Consider the following 25866-nt stretch of genomic DNA (forward strand, 5'->3'; position numbering starts at 1 on the left):
TTGCAAAAGTCGAAAATCGAATAACCCTAAAAATCTCGCGAAAGGTGATCTCTGGACTTCTCTGCTTCAGCGTAGCTTTTCATTGCCACTACGGACGTCCGCGATCGATTTTGGATGAAACGTCCCTCGCGTCGACGCGCGTAAAATGCATTAGCGATCTCTAGAGCATGATCCGGAAAAGTGGATACCGGTTTTCCCTCGCGACAAACGCGAAGCGTTTGCGCAGAGATCATGCTCAAACAAAAAGATAGATCGGGATGATGATTCGAAGAAAAATCATGGCGCTCTAAGAAGATATCCGTTTAAAAAATGCGCCACGATGTAACCACGGCGGTTTGACATCGTCACCTGACCGCAGATTCACCCGAATGAAAACGACCGCGGGGGGAACTTTCGGTTTCGCTCCGAGTCATATTTGTGACGCGATGCGGCCTGGCCGCTGAGGAGGGAAGCCAAGGGAGAGATCATGCCAAAGTCCCGCCTTGGAATGGCTGCGGCCGGCCTTGCCCTGGTCGTTCTGGGAGCGCTGCCAAGCGCGGCCGAGGCGGGCCTCCGCCTGCGCGTTGGCGGCCCCGTCGGTGTCGCGCGCTTCGCGATGGCCGGCATGCTGTCGGTCGCAGGTCTTCGGCGCGCACGCATGGCGGCGCGCCACAGCCGCGTCCGAATGGCTGCCTTAAGACCGCAAGATCTTCGCTCCGCCGCCGAGTCGATCCGCCCGAGTGAGCGCGCGCAGCTCACTGCCGTCGCGGCCCTGGCCGGCTGGCAGGGCGGCCGAGCTGCACAAGGCTGGTGGCAGCACGCCGACGGTTCATACGGCTGGGTCGGTCCGCTGTTCTGGCCGTTCGCCTATAGCGATCTCTATGACTACGCGCTTCTCAGTGATGGCAGCGGCTTCTGGGCCTATGGCTACGGCGATCTCTACGCCGCGATCTTCTCGCCTTACGCTGCGAGCGATCTCTCAGCGTTTGCGGCCGAGCGCCCCGCCGGGAGGCGGCATCGCAAAGCGCCCTTCGTGCGGGAGCTCTGCGGCGGCGACACCGCCGAGACGACCGGCGTTGCCCTCGAGCAGATCGGCCGGGTGGTCGCGGCGAACGAGGCGCAGCGCACAGCCTTCGACGAGCTCGCGAGCGCCTGGACTTCCGCCGGCGACACCATCCGCGCCTCCTGTCCAGCACAGGCCGCAACCACCGCGCTGGAGCGGCTCGCGGCCATGCAGAGCCGCGTCAACGCGATGCTGAGCGGAGTTGAGGCCGTTCAGCCGGCATTCCAAAAGTTCTACGATCTCCTGAGCGATGAGCAGAAGGCGCGGCTCAACGCGCCCCAACGCGACCGCCGCGCTAACGCTGCGGCCGCGAAGCTGAAGGAGATGCAGGACGCCGCCTGCCAGGCGAGCCGCGAACCGCAGGACGAGCAACAGGCCGAAAAGCAATACCGCCAGCTCGTCGCCCAGCAATGGCCCCTCGACGACATCGCCGCCAGCCTGAAACTGAACGATACCCAACGCGCCGCGCTCGAATTGGTGCAGGACACCACGATGGGCACCATGGAAGCCTTAAGCGCATGCCCGCCAAAGGACGCGCTCACCCCGCCGGCCCGCCTTAAGGCCGCAAAGGCGCGGTTGGAAGCGATGCGAGAGGCGATCGGAAGCGTGAACGACGCGGTCGACGATTTCTATTGGTACCTGAGTGACGAGCAGAAGACGCAGTTCGAGGGGCTCGGGCCGAAGAAGCAGGGGGTGTGATTTTTCCATCGTCAAGCGGCGCTGATCGGCTAAGGCAGCACTTCGCATCCCTGTCGCATTTGCTAGTCGTCCGTTAAGAAGCGGAATAGCTGGGCTGGACATGCGAGCGTGCGCTAGAGCGTGATGATTTTTCTTCGAATCATCATCTCGCTCTAGCTTTTTGTTTGAGCATGATCTCCGCGCAAACGCTTCGCGTTTGTCGCGAGGGAAAACCGGTCTCCACTTTTCCGGATCATGCGCGAGTACGTGAAATGCGCCGGCTCGCCCGGCTTGATTGCCGCGTCGGTTCAGGACAAGCTCACTGACGGAGCTCGGAGAAGCGAGGGCGCTCGGAGAGGAAATGGCGCGCATTATTGTCCTCGGTGCGGGATTCGCCGGCCTCTGGGCTGCCATCGGCGCTGCGCGCAAGCGCGATGAGATCGGCCGGATGGCCGAGGTCGAGATCCTCGTGATCGACCGCAATCCCTATCACAACATTCGCGTTCGCAATTATGAAGTCGACCTAAGCAAGGCGGCGATCCCGCTTGCCGAAGTGCTGGACCCTATCGGCGTCGCTCATGGGGTTGCCGAGGTGCAAGCGATCGATGCGGTCGAACAGCAGGTGAGCGTTGTAACGCGCGACGGCCCGGAGGTTTTGACTTACGATCGGCTGGTATTGGCGCTTGGCAGCGAACTGGCGCGTCCGGCGATTCCCGGCCTCGCCGCCAACAGCTTCGACGTGGACACCTATGCGGCTGCCGTCCGGCTCGACGCACACCTCGCAGCGCTTGGCGCAGCGGCGCCATCGGAAGCGCGCTCCACGGTGGTCGTGGTCGGCGCCGGTTTCACCGGGATTGAAGTCGCAACCGAGATGCCGGGCAAGCTCGATCGCGCCGCCATCACCGGCGATCGACGCATCATCCTCATCGACCCCAATCCCGCGGTTGGCGTCACGATCGGCGATAACGCCCGCCCGGTCATCAATGAGGCGCTCTCGGCGCTCGGCGTCGAAACGCGGCTGGGCGTGACGGTTGCCGCGCTCGACGCAAATGCCATCACGCTCAGTTCGGGGGAGATCATTCCCACACAAACAGTCGTGTGGTGCGCGGGCATGCGCGCAAGTCCGCTGGCTGAGACGCTGGATGTCGAACGGGACCGATATGGTCGCGTCATCGTCGATCAATTCATGCGCGCAACTGGTGCAATGAATGTCTTTGCCGCCGGCGACGTGGCCTGCAGTTTCGTGGACGGCATCCACGCCTCCGTGATGTCCTGCCAGTTCGCCCGGCCGATGGGCCGCTTCGCAGGCCACAATGTCGTCGCCGACCTGTTCGGGCGGACGATGCTGCCGCTACATATCGATTGGTATGTCACCGTGCTCGATCTCGGCGCGTGGGGGGCCTTGTACACGGAAGGATGGGATCGCCAGATGCGCACCAGCGGGGCCGCCGCCAAATTGACCAAGCAGACGATCAATCACGTGCGGATCTATCCGCCACGGACAGGTGATCGTGCGGAGATTCTCGCGGCTGCGGCGCCAACACTGCAGGCGCCGCCGGCCGTGCGATCGTAAGCCTCGGACTCGGACGCATCGCGCGATGATGCCGTCATTGCGAGCCAACGGGTCGGCGCGTAGCGCCGCCCGATGACAGGCTCCGCGAAGCAATCCATGCCTCCACTTGCGGAAACATGGATTGCTTCGTCGCTTCGCTCCTCGCAATGACGGCTAGATGCAGGCGCGAACAAAACTACGTCGCGTAGTCCGGCTCCTTGCGGTCCAGCATGCGCTTCAGCGCATCGAAGTGGCGCTGCGCCGGGCTTGGGCCCTTGTAGAGACTGCTACCGCCGATATCGCGCATGGTCTTTTCGACCACGGGAGCAGGCAGCTTCTTCAATGGCTGTCCGGTCCACATCGCGTAGATCTGCACCTGCGCGGCGCGCTCGATGTAATACAGCCGGTCATAAGCCTCCGCGACGGTCTCGCCGACGGTCGAGATGCCGTGGTTGGCCATGAATAGAATGGTCTTGTCGCCGATCACCTTCGCGAGCCGCGCGCCTTCGGCCGGATCGAGCGCCGGGCCGGTATATTCATCGTCATAGGCGATCTCGCCGGCCATGCCGACTTCGGTCTGCCCGATCTCCTTGATGCGGGGATCCTCGAGCCGCGTCAGCGCGCTGGCAAACGGCATGTGGGTGTGGAACACCGCCTTCGCCTGCGGCAGCGCCTTGTGGATCGGGGCGTGGATGCAAAAACAGGAGCGCTCGACCTCACCCTCGCCGCGCTTGATCTCGGCATCGTCGATGCCGACTTCCATGAAGCAGGAAGCGGTGACCTCCGACCAGTGCGTGCCGAACGGAATCTGGTAGTAGCGATCGCTGCGGCCGGGCACCACGAAGGTCAGATGGTTGAAGATGCCTTCGCTGAAGCCCTGGATGAAAGCGAGCCGGTGCGCGGCGGCAAGATCGACGCGCGCCTGCCACTCTGCGGCGCCTTGATCGGTGAGCGTGTCCGGTGAAACCCTGAACTGCATGTTGATCCTCCCTTGCGCCCCTCTGCTGGCGGCTTGTTATTGGCGCAGTCTAGCTCAAATCGCCGTCGCTCCGCTTGAAATTACCGTGCACCAACTATCCCGATTTCGCAGGGCGCGACGGGCTGCGCGATGCGAAGCAGTAGGTGGGCAATGCGTAGCGTGCCCACCTCTTCTTGCACCGCTCTTGAGGGTGGGCACGCTGCGCTTTGCCAACCCTACGCGATTCATCCCGATTTCGCGGGACGCGCGCGGTGCATTGGCGGCAGTTGGCAGCATGTTTTCGATAGAACAACGCGGCAAGACACAGTTTGCGTTGGCAAAGCCGGCAATGTTCGCCCTAGAGTGAGGATGAGGAGAATTGTTGCGGATGACTGCTGGCACTGAACGAAACCCGGATCGCAAGACCATTGCCATCGTCGGCCTCGGAAGCATCGGCGGCATCATCGCCGGCCTGTTGCGCGCGGCCGACCGGCACGATGTGATCGCCTGCGTCAGGCGGCCGCTCGATCGTCTCGTGGTCGAGCGCGCGGAAGGCACAATCGATGTTCCGCTTCGCGCCCTGACTGATCCGCAGCAGGCCACGCCGGTGGACTGGGTGCTGTTCTGCACCAAGGCGCAGGACACGCCTTCAAGCGCGCCGTGGCTTGCAAAACTCTGCGGCGCCGACACCCGGATCGCGGTCCTGCAGAACGGCATCGGGCACAAGGAGCGGCTGGCGCCGCTGGCCGGGCACGCGGCCATTATTCCTACTCTCGTCTATTACAATGGCGAGCGATTGGCGCCGGACCGCGTTCGCTTCCGACGTGCCGGCGACTATGAATTCACGGTCGCAGCCGATGCCGACGGGCGAGCGTTCGAAGCCCTGCTCGAAGGAACCGGCATGCGGGTGCTGTGTAGCGACGATTTCGCCACGCTCGCCTGGCGCAAGCTCCTGATCAACGCGGTCGCCAATCCGATCACGGCACTGACGTTGCTGCGGCAGGCGGTGTTCCGGCGCGAGGACGTCAAGACGCTGTGCCTTGCCATCCTCGAAGAGGCTGTTGCCGTCGGGCGCGCCGATGGCGCACGCCTGGATGCGGACGAAGCCGAACGAACGCTGGCGACGCTGCTGACCTATCCGCCCGACGCCGGCACCTCGATGTATTTCGATCGCCTTGCCGGACGGCCGTTCGAAGCCGATGCGCTCACCGGCGCCATCGTCGCGGCGGGCGAGCGACATGGCGTAGCGACGCCGCTCAACGGCCTGCTGCTGACGCTGCTGCGCGCGACCAGCGATGGATTGCGTGACGGTAAGCTGTAGGTCGTAGCGTGGGCAACGCGATTGCGGTCGAGATAGATGGTGAGCCACGAACAATGCTGTCATTGCCGGGCTTGACCCGGCAATCCATCGACCAAAAGAGTCTTGCGAAGCAGGATGGATGCGCGGGTCAAGCCCGCGCATGACGGATTGAGAAAGCTACGACGAGCGCGCTGAAACCTGACCCATAGAAGGTCAGGTTAATACCGCCACGGTAGACTGTAGCGACTGGCAAATTTTTAGTTGGGTAACAGGGAAGGGCCGCGCGCGGAAGCATAGTATGTCCGTGACGCGGGTTTCTTATATAGGCCGCCTGCTGCCGTTCAGGCCATCCGAACTTCGGCAAGTCGCTTGATCGAGAACTCGTCGTCCCAGCAGACCGCGGCTTCCCACGCGGCCGATGCTTGCGCCGCGATGTCATGCGTGTCGCCATCGAGACCGGCGGCGTTGTGGGGCAGCACCAGGTCGAGCTCGGGGACATCGACGTGCGACTCGTCCCAGTCGATCAGCGCGACCCGCTCCGCGGTCATGCGGATGTTGCGCGGGTTGGGGTCGCCGTGGACGACGCAGGTTTGACGTCTGCCGAGACGCGCCCATGCGGCTCGGCAGCGAGCAACGCCCTCGGGCGGCATTGCGCGGAGGTCGATCCTTGTCCCGGTGTCTGCGTGCAGGAGATCGGTCGATGATCGCCAGCCCGGACGCTGTCGCCAGCCTTGCGTCGACCGATGCAGCCGCCGGAGGGTGTCGGCCACGCGACGCCAGTCGGCCTCCGTCTCCGGCGGCCCGCCCTCGACGTATGTCATCACCACCAGACCGTCTGCGAACAGCCGGCCGTTTATCGTCGGGATCGGCACCGGAACGGTCAGACCTTCACGGTCGAGGTGCTGGAGGAGCTCGGTCTCCCATGCGAGATCGGCATCGCTCCTCTTGCCGAGACGACCGACGGCGAGTTGCCCGCGGAGGCGAACGCTCCATACATCGTTTGCGACGCCGCCGGCGAGTTTTTTGATGCGATCTGCGTCTTCGCCCCATTGTGCGAGAGCGTCCCATCCCGTTGGCGACATCAAGGGCACTCCTGATAGGGGTGGTTGGGAGGTTACATTTTGCAAATGTCACCGATCAGATCTTAAATGTCATCTGTTGTCGCGTTATTCGGAGCGCGGCGTGGAAGGTATCTGACCAGAGTAAACGATGGGCATTAGAAACTATTTGATCGACGGCGTGTCCGGCACGGGCAAGACCACGGTGGCTGAAGAGCTGCAGCGGCGCGGTTACCATGTCGTCCACGGCGACCGGGAGTTGGCCTATCAGGGGGATCCGAAGACGGGAGAGCCGGTGGACGAGCCTGCCCACGCGAGCGAGGCGGACAAGGTCCGCTGGCGCCAGGAGCGTTGGATCTGGAACGTGGAGAAGGTCAAGGCCGTGATTGCTGATCGCAGCGACGAGATCTCCTTCTTCTGCGGCGGCTCCAGGAACTTCGGTTGCTTCGTCGATCTGCTCGACGGGATTTTCGTTCTTGACGTCGATGTCGAGACCCTGAAACGGAGGCTTGCCGGCAGGGCTGAAGACGAGTTCGGCGGACGGCCGGTCGAACTGGATCTGGTCGTGAGGCTGCATGCCACTAAGGAGGACATTCCGAAGGGCGACGTCACGATCGACGCCACTGCGCCGATCGAAAGGGTCGTGGATCAGATATTGGAACAGACGGGTGTTCTCCCTCGGAGTTCGCCCGGCGCGACCTGTCTGTGAGCGCGGCTCCTCCGGCGGAGTGGTCGATTCGAATTATCCAGTTTCGGCACTCAGCACGGCTGTGTTCGGCGTCTAGGCGGCTGTTGGGACGTGTTCAATGCCGCCGGAGGCATGTACGTGCCGCCGCGACCGACCTCTTGGCGCCAACAGCGTGAAACTGCATCGCGGACGTACTATGCTTCCGGGTGCGGACGAACATTAGCCTCCAGCGGACGTTCTATGGGTCGGCTTGCACGCGCCAGTGCGCCGTCGATCATGTTGACGGCGTTCTGGATGCCGTAGACAGCGACGAAGGAGCCGAAGCGCGGGCCTTTCTCCTGGCCGAGCAGGACCTGGTAGAGCATGTTGAACCAGTCGAGCGAGACGCCGGGGCGGCCGTCCTTGCCCTTCTTCACGGGATCGAGGAACGGCTCGCGGCGGCCGATCTCGTAGACCACGTTCTGGATGTCCTCCGCGGTCGAATCCGGCGGCATGTTGGACAGCGCATCGCGCAGATCCTGCAACGCCGCGCGTTCGCTCTCGGTCGGCTCGCGGAATTGCTTCGAGGGCGCGACGAAGTCGCGGTAGTAGTTGATGGCATAGCCGACCATCGCATCCAGCTTCGGATGGCTCTCGGGCGTCACGCCCGGGCGATAGCGGCCGATGAAGCCCCACAGCGTCCCGGCATTCTCCGCATTCGACGACGACACCAGCGTCAGGAGAAGCTGGAAGGTGACGGGCATGTCCACCTGCGGCGGATGGCCGGAGTGGATGTGCCACACCGGATTCTGCAATTGCTGCCGGCCGTCCTGGCGCGGGAAGGCGTCGACGAACTGCTGGTATTCGTCGACATTGCGCGGGATCACGTCGAAGTAAAGCCGCTTGGCCGCCTTGGGCTCGCGGTACATGAACAGCGACAGCGATTCCGGCGAGGCGTAGCGCAGCCATTCGTCGATGGTCAGGCCGTTGCCCTTCGACTTCGAGATCTTCTGGCCCTTCTCGTCGAGGAACAGCTCGTAGTTGAAGCCTTCCGGCGGCGTGCCGCCGAGCGCCGAGCAGATCTTGCCTGACAGCTTCACCGAATCGATCAGGTCCTTGCCGGCCATTTCATAGTCGACGCCGAGCGCATACCAGCGCATCGCCCAGTCCGGCTTCCACTGCAATTTGCAGCGGCCGCCGGTGACGGGGACCGTGACGCTCTCCTTGGTCTCGGGGTCTTCATAGGAGATGGTGCCGGCCTTGGCGTCGTGCGCCGTGACCGGCACATAGAGCACGAGCCCGGTGCGCGGGCAGATCGGGAGGAACGGCGAATAGCTCGCGGCGCGCTCCTCGCGCAAGGAGGGCAGCATGATCGCCATCACCTTCTCGATCCGCTCCAGCATCCGCAGCAGCGCGGCATCGAAGCGGCCCGAGGTGTAGTAGTCGGTCGAGCTGGCGAATTCGTAATCGAAGCCGAACTGATCGAGGAAAGCGCGCAGCCGCGCATTGTTATGCTCGCCGAAGCTCGGATGCGTGCCGAAGGGATCGGGCACCTTCGTCAGCGGCATGCCGAGGTGCTGCTCCAACAGTTCCTTGTTCGGGACATTGTCCGGCACCTTGCGCAGGCCATCCATATCGTCGGAGAAGGCGAGCAGGCGCGTCTTGATCTTGTCCTCGGTGAGCACGCGGAAGGCGTGGCGCACCATGGTGGTGCGCGCGACCTCGCCGAAGGTCCCGATATGGGGCAGGCCGGACGGGCCGTAGCCGGTCTCGAACAGCACCTCGTCCTTCGGAGTTTTTTTCAGCCGCGCGACAATCGCTTTCGCCTGCTCGAACGGCCAGGCGTTGGATTGTTCGGCGAGCGCACGCAGATCGCTCGGGCTTGCGGCAAGGTCGGTCACGGACATTTAAACGAACTTTCTCCGAGATAAGAAAAACGGCCGGTTTGATAGCATAATCGTCATTGCGAAGAAACGTAGGGTGGGCAAAGCGAAGCGTGCCCACCACTGCGAGCGGAATGCTTGATGGTGGGCACGTCGCTACGCTCCTTTGCCCACCCTACGAATCCGACTACGAATCCGGCGACATCTGCGTCAGAACGGGCTGACGGAAAAATAGCGCAGCCACAGGTCGGTGTAGCGGCCTTTTTCCCAGAGCCGGAACAGGGCCCAGTTCAACGCCTGCCGGAGCAGGTCGTTGCCCTTGCGGACGGCAATGCCGATGCCCTCGCCGAAGAAGCGGCTCTCGACGAACGGGCCGCCGGAGAAGGCGCAGCATTCGGCCGAATCCGTGCCGTTGATCCAGAACGCGAGCGCGATCGCGTCGCCGAAGATGAAATCGACCTCGCCGCGGCGAAGCGCTTGCCTGAGCGCATCGTCATTGGGGTAGGCGTGGAGCTCGGCGTCGGTGAACATCGCCTTCAGATAGGCTTCATGCGCAGTGCCGCCGATGACGCCGACCTTCTTGCCTTCGAGATATTCCGGCCGCACTTCCGGCAGCACGGCGTCGCGCCGCGACGCGAAGCGGGCCGGCGCGCGGTAATAGGGATCGGAGAAATCGACCCTTGTGCGCAATTGCGGCGTCACCGCCATCGAGGCGATGATGGCATCGCCCCGGTTGGTGGCGAGCGCATCCACCAACGTCTCGAAACGGCGCATCTGGATGGTGCAGGTGACCTTGATCTCCTCGCAGATCGCCCGCGCCAGGTCGACGTTGAAGCCGGCCGGATTGCCGTCCGGACCGGTGAAGTTGAACGGCGGATAATCGGTCTCAGTCAGGAACCGGATCACAGTGATGCGCGACAGGTCCGGCCGCTCCGGCCGCCGCCGCGGATCCCAGAAGCCGGGCACTGCCTGCGGCGCCGCCTCGACAGGCGGCTTCGGCGGCGGAGTTTGCTGCTGTGGGGTTTGTGCATTCGCCGCGCCGCTACAGACAGCCAAAGCCGCTACGACGAGCCATCCGGCCATGGCGCGGATAGCACGGGAGATGTCGAGCGGGGCGGTCTGATCGGACATTTGGCCGGGCAATGTTGCGAAATTGGACGGCCTTATAGACCATCCGGGGCATGATGCGAGGGCCTAGTGGCAATTCAAAGATAGCGCTTGAGGTCGGCCGCGGCCTCTTCCGGCGTGCGCTTGAGGTTGAAGGGGGAGACGAACTTGCCGTCGCGATCCATCAGATAGATCAGCGCGGTGTGGTCCATGGTGTAGTCGCCGTCTTTCAGCGGGACCTTCTTGGCATAGACGCGGTAGGACGACAGCACCTTGGCGATGGCATCAGGGGCGCCGGTGAGGCCCTTCAAATGCGGGTCGAAGCTGGACAGATAATCCTTCATCGCCGCCGCGGTGTCGCGCTCTGGATCGACCGAGACGAAATAGGCGTTCACTCTGTCGGCGTCCTGGCCCATCGCCCGCAGCACTTCGGAAATCTCGAACAGCGAAGTCGGGCAGACGTCGGGGCAATGGGTGAAGCCGAAGAAGATCAGGGTCGGCTTGCCCTTCAGGCTCTTGTCGGTGACGGTCTGGCCGGCCTGGTCGGTGAGCTGGAATGGGCCGCCGATCGCCGACGGCGCGGTCATGCTGCGCAGGCCGCCCATGGTCCAGAACAACAGCAATAGCCCGACCGCCAGGCTGCCGGCGAAGGCGGCCACGATCACGAGCGGGCGGGAGGTCCGATCCATGAAAAAAATCCTTTCGGCCGTTTATTGTTTGAGCATCACCTTACCGGGAAAACCGGTGCCCACTTTGCGCTGGCGCAGCCCTCCGGGTCCGGGTCATGCTCAGAAACAAGCCGACACGCCGGCCGCGATGGTCTCGAAGAACACCGCCGTGCCGTAGTGGAACCAGAGCGCGCCCGCGCCCAGCACCATGAGCGCGCCCAAGCCCGCAGCGCCCCAGGCAATGACGGACGCCACCTTGCCCTGTGCCGAGGCAGGTGCGGTCATTCCATGCGAGGCGGAAACCGGCTGAACCATTTCATTGAAATAAGCTCGGTTCCGCCGCCCGGCAAGCGCAATGCTGCGGCGCGCCGTCACATCGTGCGGAGGGAATTACGGAGCTATCGCCACTCGTCATGCCCGGGCTTAACCCGGGCATCCACGTCTTCCTCCACATCAAAAACGTGGATGGCCGGGTCAAGCCCGGCCATGACGGCAGAGGACGACCGCGCCCCTAGCGCGGCCGGTTCACGGAGGCCTGGGCGTCGAGGTAGCAGGGCCGGAACATGGCCTGCAGGGCCTTGCCGCGCAGGAAGATCATCCGCGGGGTGAGGCCGCCGCGCGAGGCGATCCAGCGGCGGATCGAAGCCGGGTACATCGAGTACAGCATCTGGGTCGCTTCGGGATTGGTGATGGCGCGGCCGTTGGCGCCGAAATCCCAGGCGGCGTGGAAACCGAGATTGGCATGCGAGGTGACGCAGATCCGACTATGGGGAACCGCGCCGAGCACAATGGTGCAGGCCGACGCGCAGAGGCCGTCGATGATGACGGTTTCGCCGGAACTGCGAAGGCCTTGATATCTGTCGACGTAAGTGCCGATCCTGCCGCCCCGATCGTCGGCGATCCGTACCACCGCATGCGAAACCCCCATGCCCGCCAGCAGGAGAACCGCCGCGAGCAACCCCGTCATCAACTTCATGGCCTGCCCCAGTCGAATATCGAATCTGTTGGTTTTCAGTGATGCAAGACTTCGGCCAGCGTGTTGCGAGGCCGGATTTTTGTCCAGCCGTCACGGGTCGGTCAAAACAAATTCAAATCGAGTGTTGCGCGCACGCTGCAGTTTGCGGATGAAAGATCCCATACTGGAACAACCTTACCGTGTCCTCGCGGAACAGCCGCCACAAGCGAGCCCGATTCGCCGTTGACCGCGCGCGTACGCACAGGTCTCATTCACAGGGAACTCGGGGGAGGAAAGAAATGGCTGAGGATGTAGACGTCATTGTGGTCGGCGCAGGTTTGGCAGGCCTTGTTGCCGCCACAGAGATTACCGATGCGGGAAAACGCGTCATCGTGGTCGAGCAGGAAGGCGAACAATCGCTTGGCGGCCAGGCGTTCTGGTCGTTCGGCGGATTGTTCCTGGTCGATTCGCCTGAGCAGCGCCGGCTCGGCATCAAGGACTCTCACGAGCTCGCGCTGCAGGACTGGATGGGAACGGCGGGCTTCGATCGTGACGAAGACCATTGGCCGCGGCGCTGGGCGGAAGCTTACGTCGCTTTCGCCGCCACCGAGAAGCGCGACTGGCTGCGCGCGATGGGCCATCGATTGTTTCCGATCGTTGGCTGGGCCGAGCGCGGCGGCTATGACGCAATGGGCCACGGCAATTCAGTGCCGCGCTTTCACGTCACCTGGGGCACCGGGCCCGGCATCGTCGAGCCGTTCGCGCGCCGCGCGCGCGAGGCCGAGAAGAGCGGCCGGCTGATCTTCAAATTCCGCCATCGTGTCGATGCGCTACAAGTGACGAACGGCGCGATCGACGGCGTCACCGGCGCGATCCTCGAGCCGACCGACGTGGAGCGCGGCAAGAGTTCGTCACGCAATGTGGTCGGCGAATTCTCGCTTCGCGCGCAAGCCGTGATCGTGGCATCCGGCGGCATCGGCGGCAATCATGATCTGGTGCGGCAGAACTGGCCGAAGCGACTGGGCGAGCCGCCGAAGCACATGATCTCCGGCGTGCCCGACCATGTCGACGGCCGCATGATCGGGATCACCGAGGCGAGCGGCGCGCGGCTGATCAACCGCGACCGGATGTGGCACTACGTCGAGGGCATCCAGAACTGGTCACCCATCTGGCCGAAGCACGGCATCCGCATCCTGCCCGGGCCATCATCGATGTGGTTCGATGCGACCGGACGGCGGCTGCCGGCACCGCTGTTTCCGGGCTCCGACACGCTCGGGCAACTGCAATACATCATGAGCACCGGCCATGATTATTCCTGGTTCATCCTGACCCAGAGCATCATCAAGAAGGAGTTCGCGCTCTCGGGCTCCGAGCAGAACCCGGACCTCACCGGCAAGAGCTGGCGCATGACGATCAAGCGCGCCACCAACAAGGGCGCGCCGGCGCCGGTGGAAGCGTTCAAGACAAACGGCGTCGACTTCATCGTGCGCGACAGGCTCGAGGATCTGGTCGCGGCGATGAACCAGCTTTCCGGCGAGAACCTTTTGAAGCTCGATCACATCCGAACGCAGATCGAGGCGCGCGACCGCGAGATCGCAAACGCTTACGTCAAGGACGCGCAGGTGATGAACCTGCACAATGCGCGCAAATATATCGGCGACCGCCTGATCCGCACCGCCGCGCCGCATCGCATCCTCGATCCCGCGCATGGACCGCTGATCGCGGTGAAGCTCAACATCCTGACCCGCAAGACGCTCGGCGGATTCGAGACCGATCTCGATGCGCGGGTGTTCGGGAGTGACGGCGAGATCATCAGGGGACTCTACGCCGTCGGCGAAGCCGCTGGCTTCGGCGGCGGCGGCATGCACGGCTATCGCTCGCTGGAGGGGACCTTTCTGGGCGGCTGCCTGTTCTCCGGACGAAACGCGGGACGCGCCGCGGCGAAAGCCGTGCGATAAATCGCAGTCCCGTAGCCCGGATGGAGCGAAGCGCAATCCGGGATTCTTCGATCCACACATCGAGTTGCCCCGGATTGCGCGGAGCCTGTCATCGGGCGCGCATTCGCGCGACCCGTTGGCTCCATCCGGGCTACAAGAGACCATAAGAGACGACTCGCCAGAGCTTGACCGCTGCGCTAGGTAGTCACCGCCAATCAACGGGAGAACAATATGACCATTCAGCGTTTTGAAACCGGGCCGCGGATGAGCCAGGTCGTCGTGCATGGCAACACGGTGTATCTGGCCGGCATCGTCGCCAACAAGACGGCCGGTGAAAGCGTGACGAAGCAGACGGAGGAGATCCTCTCGATCATCGACGGCCATCTGGCAAAGGCCGACACCGACAAATCGAAGCTGCTGACGACGACGATCTACATCACCGACATGAAGACGTTCGGCGAGATGAACGCGGTGTGGGACCGTTGGGTGTCGCCAGGCAACACGCCGGCGCGCGCTACCGTCGAGGCCAAGCTGGCGGCGCCCCAATACACTGTCGAGATCATGGTGACCGCGGCGAAGTAAGCGCCCATTGCACGAGAATGGCGATGCCGATCGTTACGTGCGGCCGGCATCGCGCACTTCGTTGAGCCTGATCGAGCGACTTCCATTGTCGAGGCAGCCTATGCGGCCATGACGTTCGTCTCGAAGAACGCCTTGAGCCCGACAAAAGTCACATCGGGCCGGGTGATGACATGGACTGGAATCTCCCGCAGATAGGAATCGAACCGCCCCTTGCTGGTGAAGCACGGACCAAAATCCGATCCCGCCAGATGATCGACGAAACGAGGCACGATGCCGCCGGCGATATAGACGCCGCCGCGGGCGCCGAAGGTCAGCGCCAGATTGCCGCAGACCATGCCGAGCATCGCGCAGAACATGTCGAGCGCCGCCCGGCTCGTCGCGCAGCTCCCGTCAAGCGCGGCCTGCGTGATCGAGGCCGCATCGCGCGCGGGCGCGCCGGCGCCGTCGATGGCGTTCAAGGCGTCATAGAGGTGGGTGAGGCCGGACCCGGATAGCGCACGTTCAATCGAAACGTGGCCGAAGCGCACACGCAGGTGATCGATCACCCGCTCCTCCCGTTCCGAAGTCGCCGGCAAGGTGGCATGGCCGGCTTCGGTGATGATCGCCACGGGCGGCTTGCTCGACGGAACCAGACAGGACGCGCCAAAGCCGGTCCCCGGCCCAACCACGAGCATGGGAGCGCCGGCGACCGGAGTGGGGCTGCCGAGCGACACCAGGTCGGAAGCTCCCAGAGCCGGCAGCGACCAGGCCAGCGCCTCGAAATCATTGAGGAAATGCGCGGCCGCGAAGGCGAATTGTTGGCGCAGGCTGGCCGCATCGAACATCCACGGGCTGTTGGTCAGCACCACGCGGTTGTTCTCGATCGGGCCCGCGATGCCGAAGATCGCCGCAGTGGCAACGCCGCCCGTCGCGTGGCGGGCAAGGAAGGCGGCGATCGCCTCCGCCGAGGTCGGATAGTCGGCGACCTTGACATGTTCGATGGGGCCGATCTGACGACCCCTGACGAGCGCGAAACGCGCATTGGTGCCGCCGATATCGGCGAGCAATGCTTGGCTGATCCCGGTCATTGCCTCCGTTCCTGTCAAGCTGCGGTCGGTGCGCGGATGCGTCCATCAGTCGTTTGCCGGTTCCGATCCGCGTCCGCCGGTTGGCGGCGATGATATCCAAGTATCACCGAGCGGCAGCTTTGGGAATCGGCCGCTGCATGGGTTGATCAACATAAACCAGACTGGAATGCTGCGTACGGCCGCGGCCGCGCTTTCGTCAGTGTTGCCGGCTCAAACAGCGTTCGAGCGCGATGAGCAACTGCGTACGGCCAACGATTCCGATGGGCTTGCCGTCGCGGACCACCAGCACCTGCGAGATCTGATGTGCGTCCATTCGCGTGACGATATCGTCGACGGTTGCCGTTTCATCCACGCACACGGGATTCTGCGTCATGACGGCGTCGACCCGCAGCGCCTGCGTCTGCTCGTGCATGTGTTGTCCCTCGGCTCGTCCGAGCAGCCATTCCAGCAAGAACCCGGCAGGGCCGGTCACGCCAAGCTCCTGACGGTGCAGGAAATCGCCCTCGGAGATGATGCCGACCAAAGATCCATCGTCGTCGATCACAGGCAAGCCACGCTGACTGGTTTCCAGGAGCAGGTGGACGGCATCGAGCAGCGGCGCGTTCGGCTTTATGGTGGCGAACCAGGTTCGCATGACATCCGTTGCCAGCATTGTTTCTCTCCAACAGGCTCGGGTCCGGTAGCGTGCACTGGGAAGCGGGCCGGGCATTGATATGCGTCAAAATGACGACGGCGCCCTCTGACCTGGATCAATACGTCGATCGGCCGTTGTGCTCTTATAGCGATGTGCAATTTGTGCCGATCGCCACCAATTGTGGGGGAGAATGACGATGTTCAAGAACCTGCTGGTGCTTATCCCTTCCGAACGTCCCGCGCGGCCGGTGATTGACGGTGCCGTGCTGCTGACCATGGCGTACGGCGCTCACCTCGACGCGCTGTCCGTCGCCTACGAGACCGCCAATGTTCCGATCGCCGCGGCAGGCGGCGCTGCGGTCGCCATGATCGTCGAAGAGACCCGGCAGCGCGCACTGGAGCGCGCAGAGGCCGCGATGCGCGTCTTCGAGGTCGAGGCGAAGCACGCAGGGATATCGTATACCTGCCGCACGATGAGCGCGACACCGCGTGAGGCGCTAGCGATCGCCGGCGCCAGCGCCCGGCTGCATGATCTCACCGTCGTCCTGCAGCCGGAACCCGAACGCGATACGTTCGACAACGACATGCCGCAGGAAATCCTGTTCCAGTCAGGCGGCCCGGTATTGTTCATGCCCTATACCTTCCGCGGCGCGTTTACCGCGCGGCGTATCGGGATTTGCTGGGACGGAAGCCGCCTCGCCGGCCGCGCGCTGCGGGGCCATGCCGCTGCTGCGGCACGCTGACGCGCTCACCATCATTTCCATTGGCAATCCAGGGGCGATTCCGGACGAAGCGAGCCCGCAGCGCCTCGTTGAGCATCTGGCGCGGCTTGGGCTGCCGGCCAAGATCGTGGCCTTCCCGGCCGCGCACTCCGAAATCCAGCCCACCATCCTGTCCGTTGCGGCCGACGAAAGCCTCGACCTGCTGGTGATGGGCGGCTACGGGCATTCGCGGCTGCAGGAACGCCTGCTCGGCGGCGTCACCCGCGAGATGCTCCAGTGCATGACGGTGCCGACGCTGATGTCGCATTGATCTTTCGGCGGCGCAGAACTCCGCCATCCTGCCGCCCGTCATTGCGAGCGAAGCGAAGCAATCCATCTCTCTACGCGCGGAGGCATGGATTGCTTCGCTGCGCTCGCAATGACGCAGTTTCTGCGACCGTACGTAGCCCGGATGGAGCGCAGCGCAATCCGGGGCCTTGTGTGGCCCCAGCGCGCACCGTCCCGGGTTACGCTGCGCTCCGCCCGGGCTACGACATCTCGGGAGACCTACCCTCCGTAATCTTCCTTAGGGAAGGGCTCCGAATTTTCAGACGCGGTGCAAGCGGGCATTCTGGTTCCATCAGATGATTTGAAGGAGCCCGCCATGCACACCGACGCTTCCCGCCCCGTCCTCCGCCAGGCCGCGAGCACGCCGCACCGTCTCGAAAGCCCGGCCATGCAGGGTCCGCTTGCGCTGATGGGCACGCCCTTTCAATACGCACGCAATGTCGAGATCTACGGCGAAGGTGACGAGGCCGAATATCTCTATCAGGTGGTGTCAGGTACTGTCCGCACCTACAAGATGCTGGAGGACGGCAGGCGCCAGATCGGTGGGTTTTATCTGCCGGGCGACATCTTCGGCTTTGAGGCGGGCGAGACGCACTCGTCTTCCGCCGAGGCTGTGAACGGGGCGCAGGTCCTGATCGTCAAGCGCAGCGCGGTGATGCTGCGTGCCGAGCGCGAGAAGGATCTGGCGCAGCAGCTTTGGGATGCCACCACGCGTGAACTGCAGCGCTTCCGCAATCACATGCTGCTCCTGATCAAGACCGCCGAGGAGCGGGTCGCGGGATTCCTGCTCGATATCGCCCGCCGCACCGCCAGCACGACATCGATCGAACTTGCGATGTCGCGCCAGGACATTGCCGATTACCTCGGCCTCACCATCGAGACCGTGTCACGCACCTTCACCCAGTTGGAGCAGTCCGGCGCCATCGCGCTGGCGACCTCGCGCCGGATCGAATTGCGGAACCGCGCCGCGCTGAACCGCCTGAACGCCTGACCAGGATAGAATTGACCGAGATGTGCCATGAACCATTCATTGATCAGCGCGGATCGTGGCACCCATCGCAAGATCATTGCGCTTGGTGTTGCCGCCGCGGTCGCGATCATGCTGCTGGCGGTTCACGGCCGAAGCAGCGACCAAACTGAAGCTTCGCGCCGGCAGCCCACCGTTCAGCATATTGCCGCGCCCGATGCGATGCGCCCGCTCACCGTCGCCGAGTTGAGATAGCGCGGCTTCCCGCGGAAGGCTTTCGTCTCACGCCCTGATCCTGGGCCTTGGCTGCGCAACATCGTCACCACCCGCCTGGAGCCAGCGGATGATCCGGTGCCACGAACGGCCCAAGCTCTCGCGCCCCATGAAAAGACCGAGGTGACCGCACGGCTCGGAGGCCTGTTCCAGCCAATGCGGCGGCGTGCCGAGCAGGCGCGCCGTGGCGAGTGCCTGCTCGAGCGGCACGACAATGTCCTTCTCTGCTGCCAGCAGAAAGACCGGAACCGTCACCTCGGCGAGATCGATCTGGCGACCGAGCGCGACGAAGCGTCCCTCGGCGATCCGGTTCTCGCGGAAGATCCAGTTGGTCGCCTCGAGATAAAAGGTTCCCGGCAAATCCAGCAGCTTGCGATCCCAGCGCTCGAAGCGCGCCAGCAGGGCCGCGCCCTGCTCCGATCCATCGCCGACATCCCGCTGCAAGGTCGCTTCGACGTCATGGAGGGTAAGCGGCATGCTCCAGAAGCGAAGCGTATGCTTGCCGCTTATGATGCCCTCTCCCTGGTGCACCAGCTCGTCGAACGCTTGCTTTGGCATACTTGCCACCATCCGCGACAGATCTGAGGGCACGGAGACGTCGACCGGCGCACCGGCGAGCACGAGCCGTCGCACCTTGTGTGGAAAACGGGCGGCATAGACCAGCGACAGCCACCCGCCCTGGCACAAGCCGATGAGATCGACCGGTGCGCCGATGTCATCGACCGCCACGTTGAGGTCGGCGAGATAGCTGTCGATCGACAAATAGCGCATCTCTGATGTCGCCGAGCACCAGTCGGTGACATAGATGCGATCCATGCCGCCCTGCAGCAGCGCCTGCACCAGGCTATGGCCAGGTGCGAAATCAGCGACCAAGGCCTCGTGCAGCGAAAAGGGAGCGCAGATCAGAAGCGGCTGGCCCGTCGCCTTGCGCGAAAAATCCCGCAGCCGCATCGAGGCGAGCTGCAGCGCGATCACGTTCGGCATGGTCCAGGATAGCGGAGTCTCGCTCTCCGGCTCGGACGGCGTGGGCTCGCGACCAGCGAACCAATGCAGATAGGCCTCCAGCGCCAATCGCGTGGCCGCCATTGGCCATAGCAGCGTCTGCACCGCCCAATCAGTGTCGGCGCTCGGCTTCTCTTCCGGTGGTCTGTTCTTCTCGCCCAAGCTCACTCCCCCTTTTGCTCGCCGGCGCCATGGTCGGACAGGCATCGGCGAAAGGTTTGACCTCGATCAAGCACCAACGAAACGCAGGACTGCTATATTAGCTCCATTTCGGCGAGGAACGCACTCGCGCAAGGAATTGCGGCGCCGGCCCATGCGGGCGACATCAGGCAAGAGGACATCGCACACCGGACCGCCTCGGCGGCGGTGAAGCGATCCTATGCGAAGGTCGGCGATCACTGGATCCAGAGACCCGGAATCTAGAACTCGAAGAGTTTTGTTCGAACTGCTCCAGCGCGAAACCAACGACTGGCACGTGATCCGGTTTCGCGCACCACCGCAGATTTCCAAGCAGCAGGCGATGACCTCGGAGGTAATCGATTAGCTCACGCCAACATCCGATAGTTCGCAGCAGCCGATCCATTCGGCGATACGCGAAGGAGAGCAAGATGACCGACCACAAGACCATCGCAAGCCGCTATATCGAACTGTGGAACGAGCGCACGCCGAGCCGGCGCCGCGAGATGCTGGCCGAGAACTGGACCGCCGACGCACGCTATGTCGATCCGCTGATGAGCGGCGACGGCCACGAAGGCGTCGATGCGCTGATATCAGGCGTCCAGGAAAAATTTCCGGCGTTCAAGTTCAAACTGATCGGCGAACCCAACGGTTTCGGCGACCATCTCCGCTTTTCCTGGGGCCTCGGTCCCGATGGCACCGACAGCCCGATCAAGGGCACGGACTTCGCGGTGCTGAAGGACGGCCGCATCAAGAGCATCACCGGTTTCCTCGACCAGGTGCCGCAGGGCGCGTGATACGACGCGGTGCATGGCGGTGTTGCTGACGTAACATCCGTCAGCCTCGCTGCCATGCACTGCCGCGATGAAAGAAGAGAGCAGAGCAAGTTCGCGTTACCGCTCGCGCGCTTGTGACGGCGATCTCGCTGTCGTGAGGCGTAACGCCTCGCTCCCCACACCGAAACGGCCTTACCATCATCCAGGCGCTGCGATGGAGCGGTCTTGCGTCCTGCAAGGTCCGCTTCCGCAGCGTCGACGTGACATTTTGGCGAAAGACAATTTCGATGGAGGCATATCATGGAAGTTGATAATGACCGCCTGAACTCTTTCATGGGCAAGATGATTGGTGACATCGGCGCCGCGATGAACGCGTCGCTGATGCTGATCGGCGACAGGCTCGGCCTCTACAAGGCGTTGGCCGAGAAGGGACCGATGAACTCCGCAGAGCTGGCGAAAGCGACAGGCACCGCGGAGCGCTATGTGCGCGAGTGGTTGTCGGCGCAAGCGGCCTCCGGCTACGTCGAATATGACACCAAATCCGGAAAGTTCTCGATGCTGCCGGAGCAGGCCATGGCGCTGGCGGACGACGAGAGCCCGGTTTTCCTGGGCGCGGTCGGCAACCTCGTGGCGGCGACATTCCTCGACGAGCCGAAGATCTCCGACGCATTCAAGACCGGCAAGGGCGTCGGCTGGAACAAGCGCAGCGAATGCCTGTTCTGCGGAACGGCGCGCTTCTTCCGCACCGGCTACAAGCATCATTTGGTGCAGGAATGGCTGCCGGCGCTGGAGGGCGTCGTCGACAAGCTGAAGCGGGGCGCGAAGGTCGCCGATGTCGGTTGCGGACACGGCATATCGACCCGGCTGATGGCGGAGGCGTTCCCGAAATCCAAATTCTTCGGGTTCGACTATCACGAGGGCTCGATCCAGGCCGCGCGCGAGCTGACGCGGGATGCGGGACTGTCCGATCGCATGACGTTCGAGACCCACACCGCGAAGACTTTTCCGGCAAACGGCTACGATCTCGTGTGCTTCTTCGACTGCCTGCACGACATGGGCGACCCGGTCGGCGCGCTCAAGCATACCCGCAGCACCATGGCCAAGGACGGCACCTGCATGCTGGTCGAGCCCTTCGCCAACGACCGGCTGGAGGATAATCTCAATCCGATCGGGCGGGTCTACTATGCGGCTTCGACCATGGTCTGCACGCCGGCCTCCCTGGACCAGGAGGTCGGGCTCGCCCTGGGCGCGCAGGCCGGCGAGGCCAGGCTTCGCGAGATTGCCCGCGAGGCCGGCTTCACCCGGTTCCGGCGCGCCACCGAAACGCCGTTCAACCTGATCCTGGAAGCACGGCCATAACACCCCCGGCACTGAGCGCCGCCGCGCGAAGATTCTTCGCGTGGCGGCGGGTGGACTTGACGCGGACGAGTGCTTGCGAGACTTGCTAGAGCATTTTCGGTTCTGATTGAATCAGAACCGAAGCTCTAGATTCTTGTTTTGACGCGTTTTCTTCACGCGAACCGGTGTCCACTTCGCTCGAAAACGCTATAGCAAATCGAGCGGGCGCTTGCATGCGCGACCGCTGATCCGAGGACATCCGCCATGAGCACCTCCACGCCAAGCTCCACTGTTGCCAACGAAGCCATCGATCTCCTGACGAAGCTGGGGGCTCTGCCGGCCTTCGTCGCCGACGGCAGTCTGATCGCCCGCTCGCCGATCGACGGCAAGGTCATCGGGCGTCTCAAGCCCGGAAGCGACGACGACACGCGCGCAGCGATTGCTCGCGCGCGGACTGCGTTCCTGACATGGCGAACCGTCCCCGCCCCGCGCCGGGGCGAACTGGTCCGCCTGCTCGGCGAGGAATTGCGCAGCTCGAAAGAACTGCTCGGGCGGCTGGTGACGATCGAGGCTGGCAAGATTCTCTCCGAAGGGCTCGGAGAGGTGCAGGAGATGATCGACATCTGCGACTTCGCCGTCGGCCTGTCGCGCCAGCTTTATGGATTGACGATCGCATCCGAACGCCCCGGTCATCGGATGATGGAGACCTGGCATCCGGCCGGCGTGTGCGGCATCATCACGGCGTTCAACTTTCCGGTTGCCGTGTGGTGCTGGAATGCAGCGCTTGCGCTGGTGTGCGGCAACGCTGTGGTGTGGAAGCCTTCGGAGAAAACGCCGCTGACTGCGTGCGCGGTGCAGGCGATCGTCGAACGCGCGCTTGCACGTTTCGGTGACGCGCCGCAGGGTCTGGCCGAACTCGTGCAGGGCGACCGCACGGTCGGCGAAGTCCTGGTCGATCACCCCGAAGTTGCCATCCTGTCGGCCACCGGATCGACGCGGATGGGCAAGCAGGTGGGCCCGCGCGTCGCCGCGCGCTTTGGCCGCGCCATTCTCGAGCTCGGCGGCAACAACGCCGCGATCGTCACGCCGTCCGCCGATCAGGATCTTGCCTTGCGCAGCATCGCGTTTTCCGCGATGGGTACCGCCGGACAGCGCTGCACCTCGCTGCGCCGCCTGTTCGTGCACGAAGATATCGCCGATGATTTCGTCTCGAGGCTCAGCCGCGTCTATCGTTCCGTGACGATCGGCGACCCGCGCGAGCCGCTCACTTTGGTCGGCCCGCTGATCGATGCGGCCGCCTTCGAGGCGATGGGCCGCGCGCTGGATGAAGCCACCTCGCTCGGCGGCAAGGTGCATGGCGGGACCCGCGTGGACCATCAATCCTCTGGCGCCTATTACGTCGCCCCCGCTTTGGTCGAGATGCCGTCCCAAACGGGGCCAGTGCCGCGCGAGACGTTTGCGCCGATCCTGTACGTGATGCGCTACCACGATCTTGCCGAGGCGATCGCCAGCCACAATGCGGTGCCTCAGGGGCTCGCATCATCGATCTTCACGACCGACATCCGCGAGGCCGAGACCTTCATCTCCGCGGTCGGCTCGGATTGCGGCATCGCCAACGTCAATATCGGCCCATCAGGCGCCGAAATCGGCGGCGCGTTCGGCGGCGAAAAGGAAACCGGCGGCGGCCGCGAATCCGGATCCGACGCGTGGCGCGGCTACATGAGACAGGCGACCAACACCATCAACTATTCGCGCGAACTGCCGTTGGCGCAGGGCGTCAAATTCGACGTCGGGTGACGCAAAGGGCTGGAGCGGGCGAAGGGAATCGAACCCTCGTATGCAGCTTGGGAAGCTGCCGTTCTACCATTGAACTACGCCCGCGGATCGCGTTGCCGCTCCTGATTAGCCGAGACCGAGGCTTTCGCCAAGTCGCCTCTCGCGTTCTCCTTAACGGAAAACGTCAGGATTCCGGATGTGCTGCTTGGGGCGTTGCGCCGCCGCGGGCGCATCGCTAAGTCTTAAGGCATGATCCGAAGGCCGCTGTTGCAGCGTGAGCGCATTGCCGTGAACGAGTTCCGCTGCACCGCGGTGCCCGGCGAGAAACCGTTTGCCGAACAATATGATGCGCATTCGATTTCCTACGTCCGCAAGGGCAGCTTCGGCTGCCATTGCCGCGGCCGTTTCCATGAGCTGGTGACCGGCGCGATCCTGGTCGGCCATCCCGGCGACGAATATACCTGCACCCATGACCATGTCGGCGGCGACGAATGCCTGTCGTTCTACCTGCATCCGGAGCTGGTGCAGGCGATCGGCGACAGCCGCGCGGTCTGGCAGATCGGATCGGTGCCGCCGCTGCCGGAATTGATGGTGCTGGGCGAGCTCGCGCAAACGGCAGCAGATGGCAACAGCGACATCGGCCTCGACGAGGCCGGCCATCTCCTGGCCAGCCGCTTCATCGAGATGGTCTCGGGACGCGCGGCGAGGCCGGTGACGGCCGCCTTACGCGATCGCCGCCGCGCGGTCGAGGCGGCGCTGTGGATCGATGCACACTCACAGCGGGATATCGGGCTGGATGATGCGGCGGATCAGGCCGGCATCAGCACGTTCCATTTCCTCAGGCTGTTCTCGGAAGTCCTCGGCGTGACGCCGCATCAATATCTCGTGCGCTCGCGGCTGCGCCACGCGGCGCGGCGACTGGCCGACGACGACAGCCCGATCACCGAGATCTCCTACGACGTCGGTTTCGGCGATCTCTCCAATTTCGTGCGCACGTTCCACCGCGCCGCCGGCGTCTCACCGCATGCGTTCCGAAAAGCGTCGCGCGGCGACCGCAAGATTTTCCAAGAACGGCTGGCGCTGCACTAGCTAACCTCCTCCAGTCCCGCGCGTCGTCAGGCGCGCCCTAGACTAGCACTGGAGAACAATCATGTATGACCATATCGGCCTGCGCGTCGGCGATCTCGACGCCAGCGTGCGTTTCTACACCGCAGCGCTCGCCCCGCTCGGCTATGTCCTGTGCTCGCGCGATGACAGTGGCGCCGGCTTCGGCCCGAAGGGCGAGCCGGCGCTGTGGCTGCATCTGCACAAGGGCCAGAGCAATGGCGGCGCCCATGTCGCATTCCGCGCGCCGGACCACGACGCGATCAAGACATTCCACAGCGAAGGATTGAAAGCCGGTTGCCGCGACAACGGCGCAGCCGGCCATCGCAAGGATTACAGCCCGACCTATTACGCGGCGTTTCTGATCGACCCCGACGGCAACAATGTCGAGGCGGTGTGTACGTGAGACGCCATCTTCATCATTGCGACTGCCGTCATTCAAAGGCTTTCAAGAAGGACTTACCCCATGGCTTCCATCCACAAGGAATTCATCATCGACGCGCATCCCGACCAGGTCTGGGATGCCTTGCGCGATTTCGGCGCGCTGCATACGCGGCTGGTGCCGGGCTTCGTGCTCGACACCAAGCTCGACGGCGACGCGCGTATCGTCACCTTCTCCAACGGCACGGTGGCGCGTGAATTGCTGGTCGACTGCGACGACGCACGGCGGCGGCTGGTCTATGCCGTCGTCAGCGAGCGGCTGAAGCAGCACAGCGCATCCATCCAGGCGTTCGCCGACGGCGACTGCCGCAGCCGCGTGACGTGGATCGCCGATGTGCTGCCGAACGAGATCGCGCCCTACATCTCCTCCCAGATGGATCTTGGCGTCGGCGCAATGCAGAACAAGCTCGGGCGGGAAGCGGCGTGATGAACCCGTTCCTCGAAGCGCTCGGCGCGGACGGTGCTGCAGCCGACCGCGCCGGCAAAATGGATCTCTATGGCCGCTTCGTCGGCTCCTGGGATCTCGATGTCACCCACATTGCCGAGGACGGCACCAGGCGAGAGCGAAAGGGCGAATGGCACTTCGGCTGGGCGCTCGAAGGCCGCGCGATCCAGGATGTCTGGATCGTGCCGCCGCGCGGCGAGTTGCGCGAGGCCGATGCCACCGCCAACGCCAATTCCTACGGCACCACGCTCAGGGTCTACGATGGAGAGCTCGACGCCTGGCTGATACAGTGGACCGATCCGGTCACGGTGCCGTCGCGAACTTGGTTGGAATTTGTCCGTCGCGAGTCTCCGGTGAACGGATGATATCTGCTCAGGCGGCAAGATCAACCGGCTGAGCAATGGGCTTGCTGGCGAGGGTCTGCCAGCCGT

General features: G+C 63.7%; 28 protein-coding genes and 1 tRNA gene. 18 read left to right on the plus strand and 11 right to left on the minus strand.

Going from position 1 to position 25866, the window contains the following annotated elements:
• Positions 1–487 precede the first annotated feature (487 nt).
• Positions 488–1741 (plus strand): Spy/CpxP family protein refolding chaperone, encoded by a 1254-nt coding sequence (locus ACZYOF_RS19090; protein ID WP_463716748.1) that lies wholly within the window; start codon positions 488–490, stop codon positions 1739–1741.
• Positions 1742–2081: 340 nt separating this feature from the next.
• Positions 2082–3293, plus strand: coding sequence for an NAD(P)/FAD-dependent oxidoreductase (locus ACZYOF_RS19095; protein ID WP_463716732.1), 1212 nt, complete (start codon positions 2082–2084; stop codon positions 3291–3293).
• A 175-nt stretch (positions 3294–3468) separates the two neighbouring features.
• On the opposite strand, the gene ACZYOF_RS19100 is transcribed toward ACZYOF_RS19095, so the two are convergent.
• Entirely contained in the window at positions 3469–4251 is a 783-nt protein-coding gene (locus ACZYOF_RS19100) for a class II aldolase/adducin family protein (RefSeq protein WP_463716733.1), read from the minus strand.
• A gap of 367 nt (positions 4252–4618) precedes the next feature.
• Between ACZYOF_RS19100 and ACZYOF_RS19105 the strand changes: the two genes are divergently transcribed.
• Positions 4619–5551, plus strand: coding sequence for a 2-dehydropantoate 2-reductase (locus ACZYOF_RS19105; protein ID WP_463716734.1), 933 nt, complete (start codon positions 4619–4621; stop codon positions 5549–5551).
• Between the two features lie 320 nt (positions 5552–5871).
• Here the strand turns inward: ACZYOF_RS19105 and ACZYOF_RS19110 are convergent, their stop codons facing one another.
• Entirely contained in the window at positions 5872–6612 is a 741-nt protein-coding gene (locus tag ACZYOF_RS19110; protein ID WP_463716735.1) for a phosphotransferase enzyme family protein, read from the minus strand.
• Between the two features lie 127 nt (positions 6613–6739).
• Here ACZYOF_RS19110 and ACZYOF_RS19115 point away from each other — a divergent pair, with 127 nt between their 5' ends.
• Positions 6740–7297: an AAA family ATPase gene (locus ACZYOF_RS19115; RefSeq protein WP_463716736.1), complete on the plus strand. Its 558-nt coding sequence runs from the start codon at positions 6740–6742 to the stop codon at positions 7295–7297.
• 173 nt (positions 7298–7470) lie between these two features.
• On the opposite strand, the gene ACZYOF_RS19120 is transcribed toward ACZYOF_RS19115, so the two are convergent.
• The 5 genes from ACZYOF_RS19120 to ACZYOF_RS19140 form a co-directional block, all read right to left on the minus strand.
• On the minus strand, positions 7471–9162 hold the full coding sequence (locus ACZYOF_RS19120) for a lysine--tRNA ligase (RefSeq protein ID WP_463716737.1): 1692 nt from the start codon (positions 9160–9162) through the stop codon (positions 7471–7473).
• A gap of 186 nt (positions 9163–9348) precedes the next feature.
• A complete protein-coding gene (locus ACZYOF_RS19125) occupies positions 9349–10221 on the minus strand; it encodes a transporter substrate-binding domain-containing protein (protein WP_130577683.1) in 873 nt (290 codons plus the stop codon).
• Between the two features lie 122 nt (positions 10222–10343).
• Positions 10344–10934, minus strand: coding sequence for an SCO family protein (locus ACZYOF_RS19130; protein ID WP_130577664.1), 591 nt, complete (start codon positions 10932–10934; stop codon positions 10344–10346).
• A 99-nt stretch (positions 10935–11033) separates the two neighbouring features.
• Positions 11034–11228 carry a hypothetical protein gene (locus ACZYOF_RS19135; RefSeq protein ID WP_463716738.1) on the minus strand — a complete coding sequence of 65 codons (195 nt, stop codon included), beginning with the start codon at positions 11226–11228 and terminating at the stop codon, positions 11034–11036.
• 196 nt (positions 11229–11424) lie between these two features.
• Positions 11425–11889 (minus strand): hypothetical protein, encoded by a 465-nt coding sequence (locus tag ACZYOF_RS19140; RefSeq protein WP_463716739.1) that lies wholly within the window; start codon positions 11887–11889, stop codon positions 11425–11427.
• 278 nt (positions 11890–12167) lie between these two features.
• Between ACZYOF_RS19140 and ACZYOF_RS19145 the strand changes: the two genes are divergently transcribed.
• Both ACZYOF_RS19145 and ACZYOF_RS19150 read left to right on the plus strand, forming a co-directional pair.
• Positions 12168–13826, plus strand: coding sequence for an FAD-binding dehydrogenase (locus ACZYOF_RS19145; RefSeq protein WP_282532503.1), 1659 nt, complete (start codon positions 12168–12170; stop codon positions 13824–13826).
• Positions 13827–14036: 210 nt separating this feature from the next.
• Positions 14037–14387 carry a RidA family protein gene (locus ACZYOF_RS19150; RefSeq protein WP_282532502.1) on the plus strand — a complete coding sequence of 117 codons (351 nt, stop codon included), beginning with the start codon at positions 14037–14039 and terminating at the stop codon, positions 14385–14387.
• A gap of 98 nt (positions 14388–14485) precedes the next feature.
• Here ACZYOF_RS19150 and glk read toward each other — a convergent pair whose 3' ends face one another.
• Both glk and ACZYOF_RS19160 read right to left on the minus strand, forming a co-directional pair.
• Positions 14486–15454: a glucokinase gene (glk, locus tag ACZYOF_RS19155; protein WP_463716740.1), complete on the minus strand. Its 969-nt coding sequence runs from the start codon at positions 15452–15454 to the stop codon at positions 14486–14488.
• Positions 15455–15650: 196 nt separating this feature from the next.
• Positions 15651–16106 carry a CBS domain-containing protein gene (locus tag ACZYOF_RS19160; protein ID WP_130577659.1) on the minus strand — a complete coding sequence of 152 codons (456 nt, stop codon included), beginning with the start codon at positions 16104–16106 and terminating at the stop codon, positions 15651–15653.
• A gap of 178 nt (positions 16107–16284) precedes the next feature.
• Here ACZYOF_RS19160 and ACZYOF_RS19165 point away from each other — a divergent pair, with 178 nt between their 5' ends.
• The 4 genes from ACZYOF_RS19165 (at position 16285) to ACZYOF_RS19180 (ending at position 18358) form a co-directional block, all read left to right on the plus strand.
• Positions 16285–16830, plus strand: a complete 546-nt coding sequence (locus ACZYOF_RS19165; protein ID WP_463716741.1) for a hypothetical protein — start codon at positions 16285–16287, stop codon at positions 16828–16830.
• Complete coding sequence (locus ACZYOF_RS19170; protein WP_463716742.1) at positions 16808–17119, plus strand: universal stress protein; 312 nt, start codon at positions 16808–16810, stop codon at positions 17117–17119. Before ACZYOF_RS19165 ends, ACZYOF_RS19170 begins: the two co-directional genes overlap by 23 nt.
• A 333-nt stretch (positions 17120–17452) precedes the next feature.
• Positions 17453–18127: a helix-turn-helix domain-containing protein gene (locus ACZYOF_RS19175; protein ID WP_463716743.1), complete on the plus strand. Its 675-nt coding sequence runs from the start codon at positions 17453–17455 to the stop codon at positions 18125–18127.
• Positions 18128–18154: 27 nt separating this feature from the next.
• The gene (locus ACZYOF_RS19180; protein ID WP_463716744.1) at positions 18155–18358 is read left to right on the plus strand and encodes a hypothetical protein; all 204 of its coding nucleotides are present in this window, start codon (positions 18155–18157) and stop codon (positions 18356–18358) included.
• 27 nt (positions 18359–18385) lie between these two features.
• Here the strand turns inward: ACZYOF_RS19180 and ACZYOF_RS19185 are convergent, their stop codons facing one another.
• Positions 18386–19540, minus strand: a complete 1155-nt coding sequence (locus ACZYOF_RS19185; RefSeq protein WP_463716745.1) for an alpha/beta fold hydrolase — start codon at positions 19538–19540, stop codon at positions 18386–18388.
• A gap of 162 nt (positions 19541–19702) precedes the next feature.
• Between ACZYOF_RS19185 and ACZYOF_RS19190 the strand changes: the two genes are divergently transcribed.
• From ACZYOF_RS19190 to amaB, 4 genes are all read left to right on the plus strand, one after another.
• Entirely contained in the window at positions 19703–19801 is a 99-nt protein-coding gene (locus tag ACZYOF_RS19190) for a ChaB family protein (protein WP_282532270.1), read from the plus strand.
• Between the two features lie 185 nt (positions 19802–19986).
• Positions 19987–20352, plus strand: coding sequence for a nuclear transport factor 2 family protein (locus ACZYOF_RS19195; protein WP_394569674.1), 366 nt, complete (start codon positions 19987–19989; stop codon positions 20350–20352).
• A gap of 279 nt (positions 20353–20631) precedes the next feature.
• Entirely contained in the window at positions 20632–21690 is a 1059-nt protein-coding gene (locus ACZYOF_RS19200) for a class I SAM-dependent methyltransferase (protein WP_130577655.1), read from the plus strand.
• Between the two features lie 243 nt (positions 21691–21933).
• Positions 21934–23466 (plus strand): L-piperidine-6-carboxylate dehydrogenase, encoded by a 1533-nt coding sequence (gene amaB, locus ACZYOF_RS19205; protein ID WP_130577654.1) that lies wholly within the window; start codon positions 21934–21936, stop codon positions 23464–23466.
• A gap of 10 nt (positions 23467–23476) precedes the next feature.
• Here the strand turns inward: amaB and ACZYOF_RS19210 are convergent.
• Positions 23477–23550, minus strand: a tRNA-Gly gene (locus tag ACZYOF_RS19210).
• Between the two features lie 144 nt (positions 23551–23694).
• Between ACZYOF_RS19210 and ACZYOF_RS19215 the strand changes: the two genes are divergently transcribed.
• The 4 genes from ACZYOF_RS19215 (at position 23695) to ACZYOF_RS19230 (ending at position 25800) form a co-directional block, all read left to right on the plus strand.
• Positions 23695–24534 carry a helix-turn-helix transcriptional regulator gene (locus ACZYOF_RS19215; RefSeq protein ID WP_463716746.1) on the plus strand — a complete coding sequence of 280 codons (840 nt, stop codon included), beginning with the start codon at positions 23695–23697 and terminating at the stop codon, positions 24532–24534.
• A 61-nt stretch (positions 24535–24595) separates the two neighbouring features.
• Positions 24596–24955 (plus strand): VOC family protein, encoded by a 360-nt coding sequence (locus ACZYOF_RS19220; RefSeq protein ID WP_130577652.1) that lies wholly within the window; start codon positions 24596–24598, stop codon positions 24953–24955.
• Between the two features lie 60 nt (positions 24956–25015).
• Positions 25016–25417 (plus strand): SRPBCC family protein, encoded by a 402-nt coding sequence (locus ACZYOF_RS19225; RefSeq protein ID WP_130577651.1) that lies wholly within the window; start codon positions 25016–25018, stop codon positions 25415–25417.
• Positions 25417–25800, plus strand: coding sequence for a hypothetical protein (locus tag ACZYOF_RS19230; RefSeq protein WP_463716747.1), 384 nt, complete (start codon positions 25417–25419; stop codon positions 25798–25800). Before ACZYOF_RS19225 ends, ACZYOF_RS19230 begins: the two co-directional genes overlap by 1 nt.
• Positions 25801–25866 lie beyond the last annotated feature (66 nt).

The sequence above is a fragment of the Bradyrhizobium sp. LeoA1Lang genome (genome assembly GCF_055413685.1).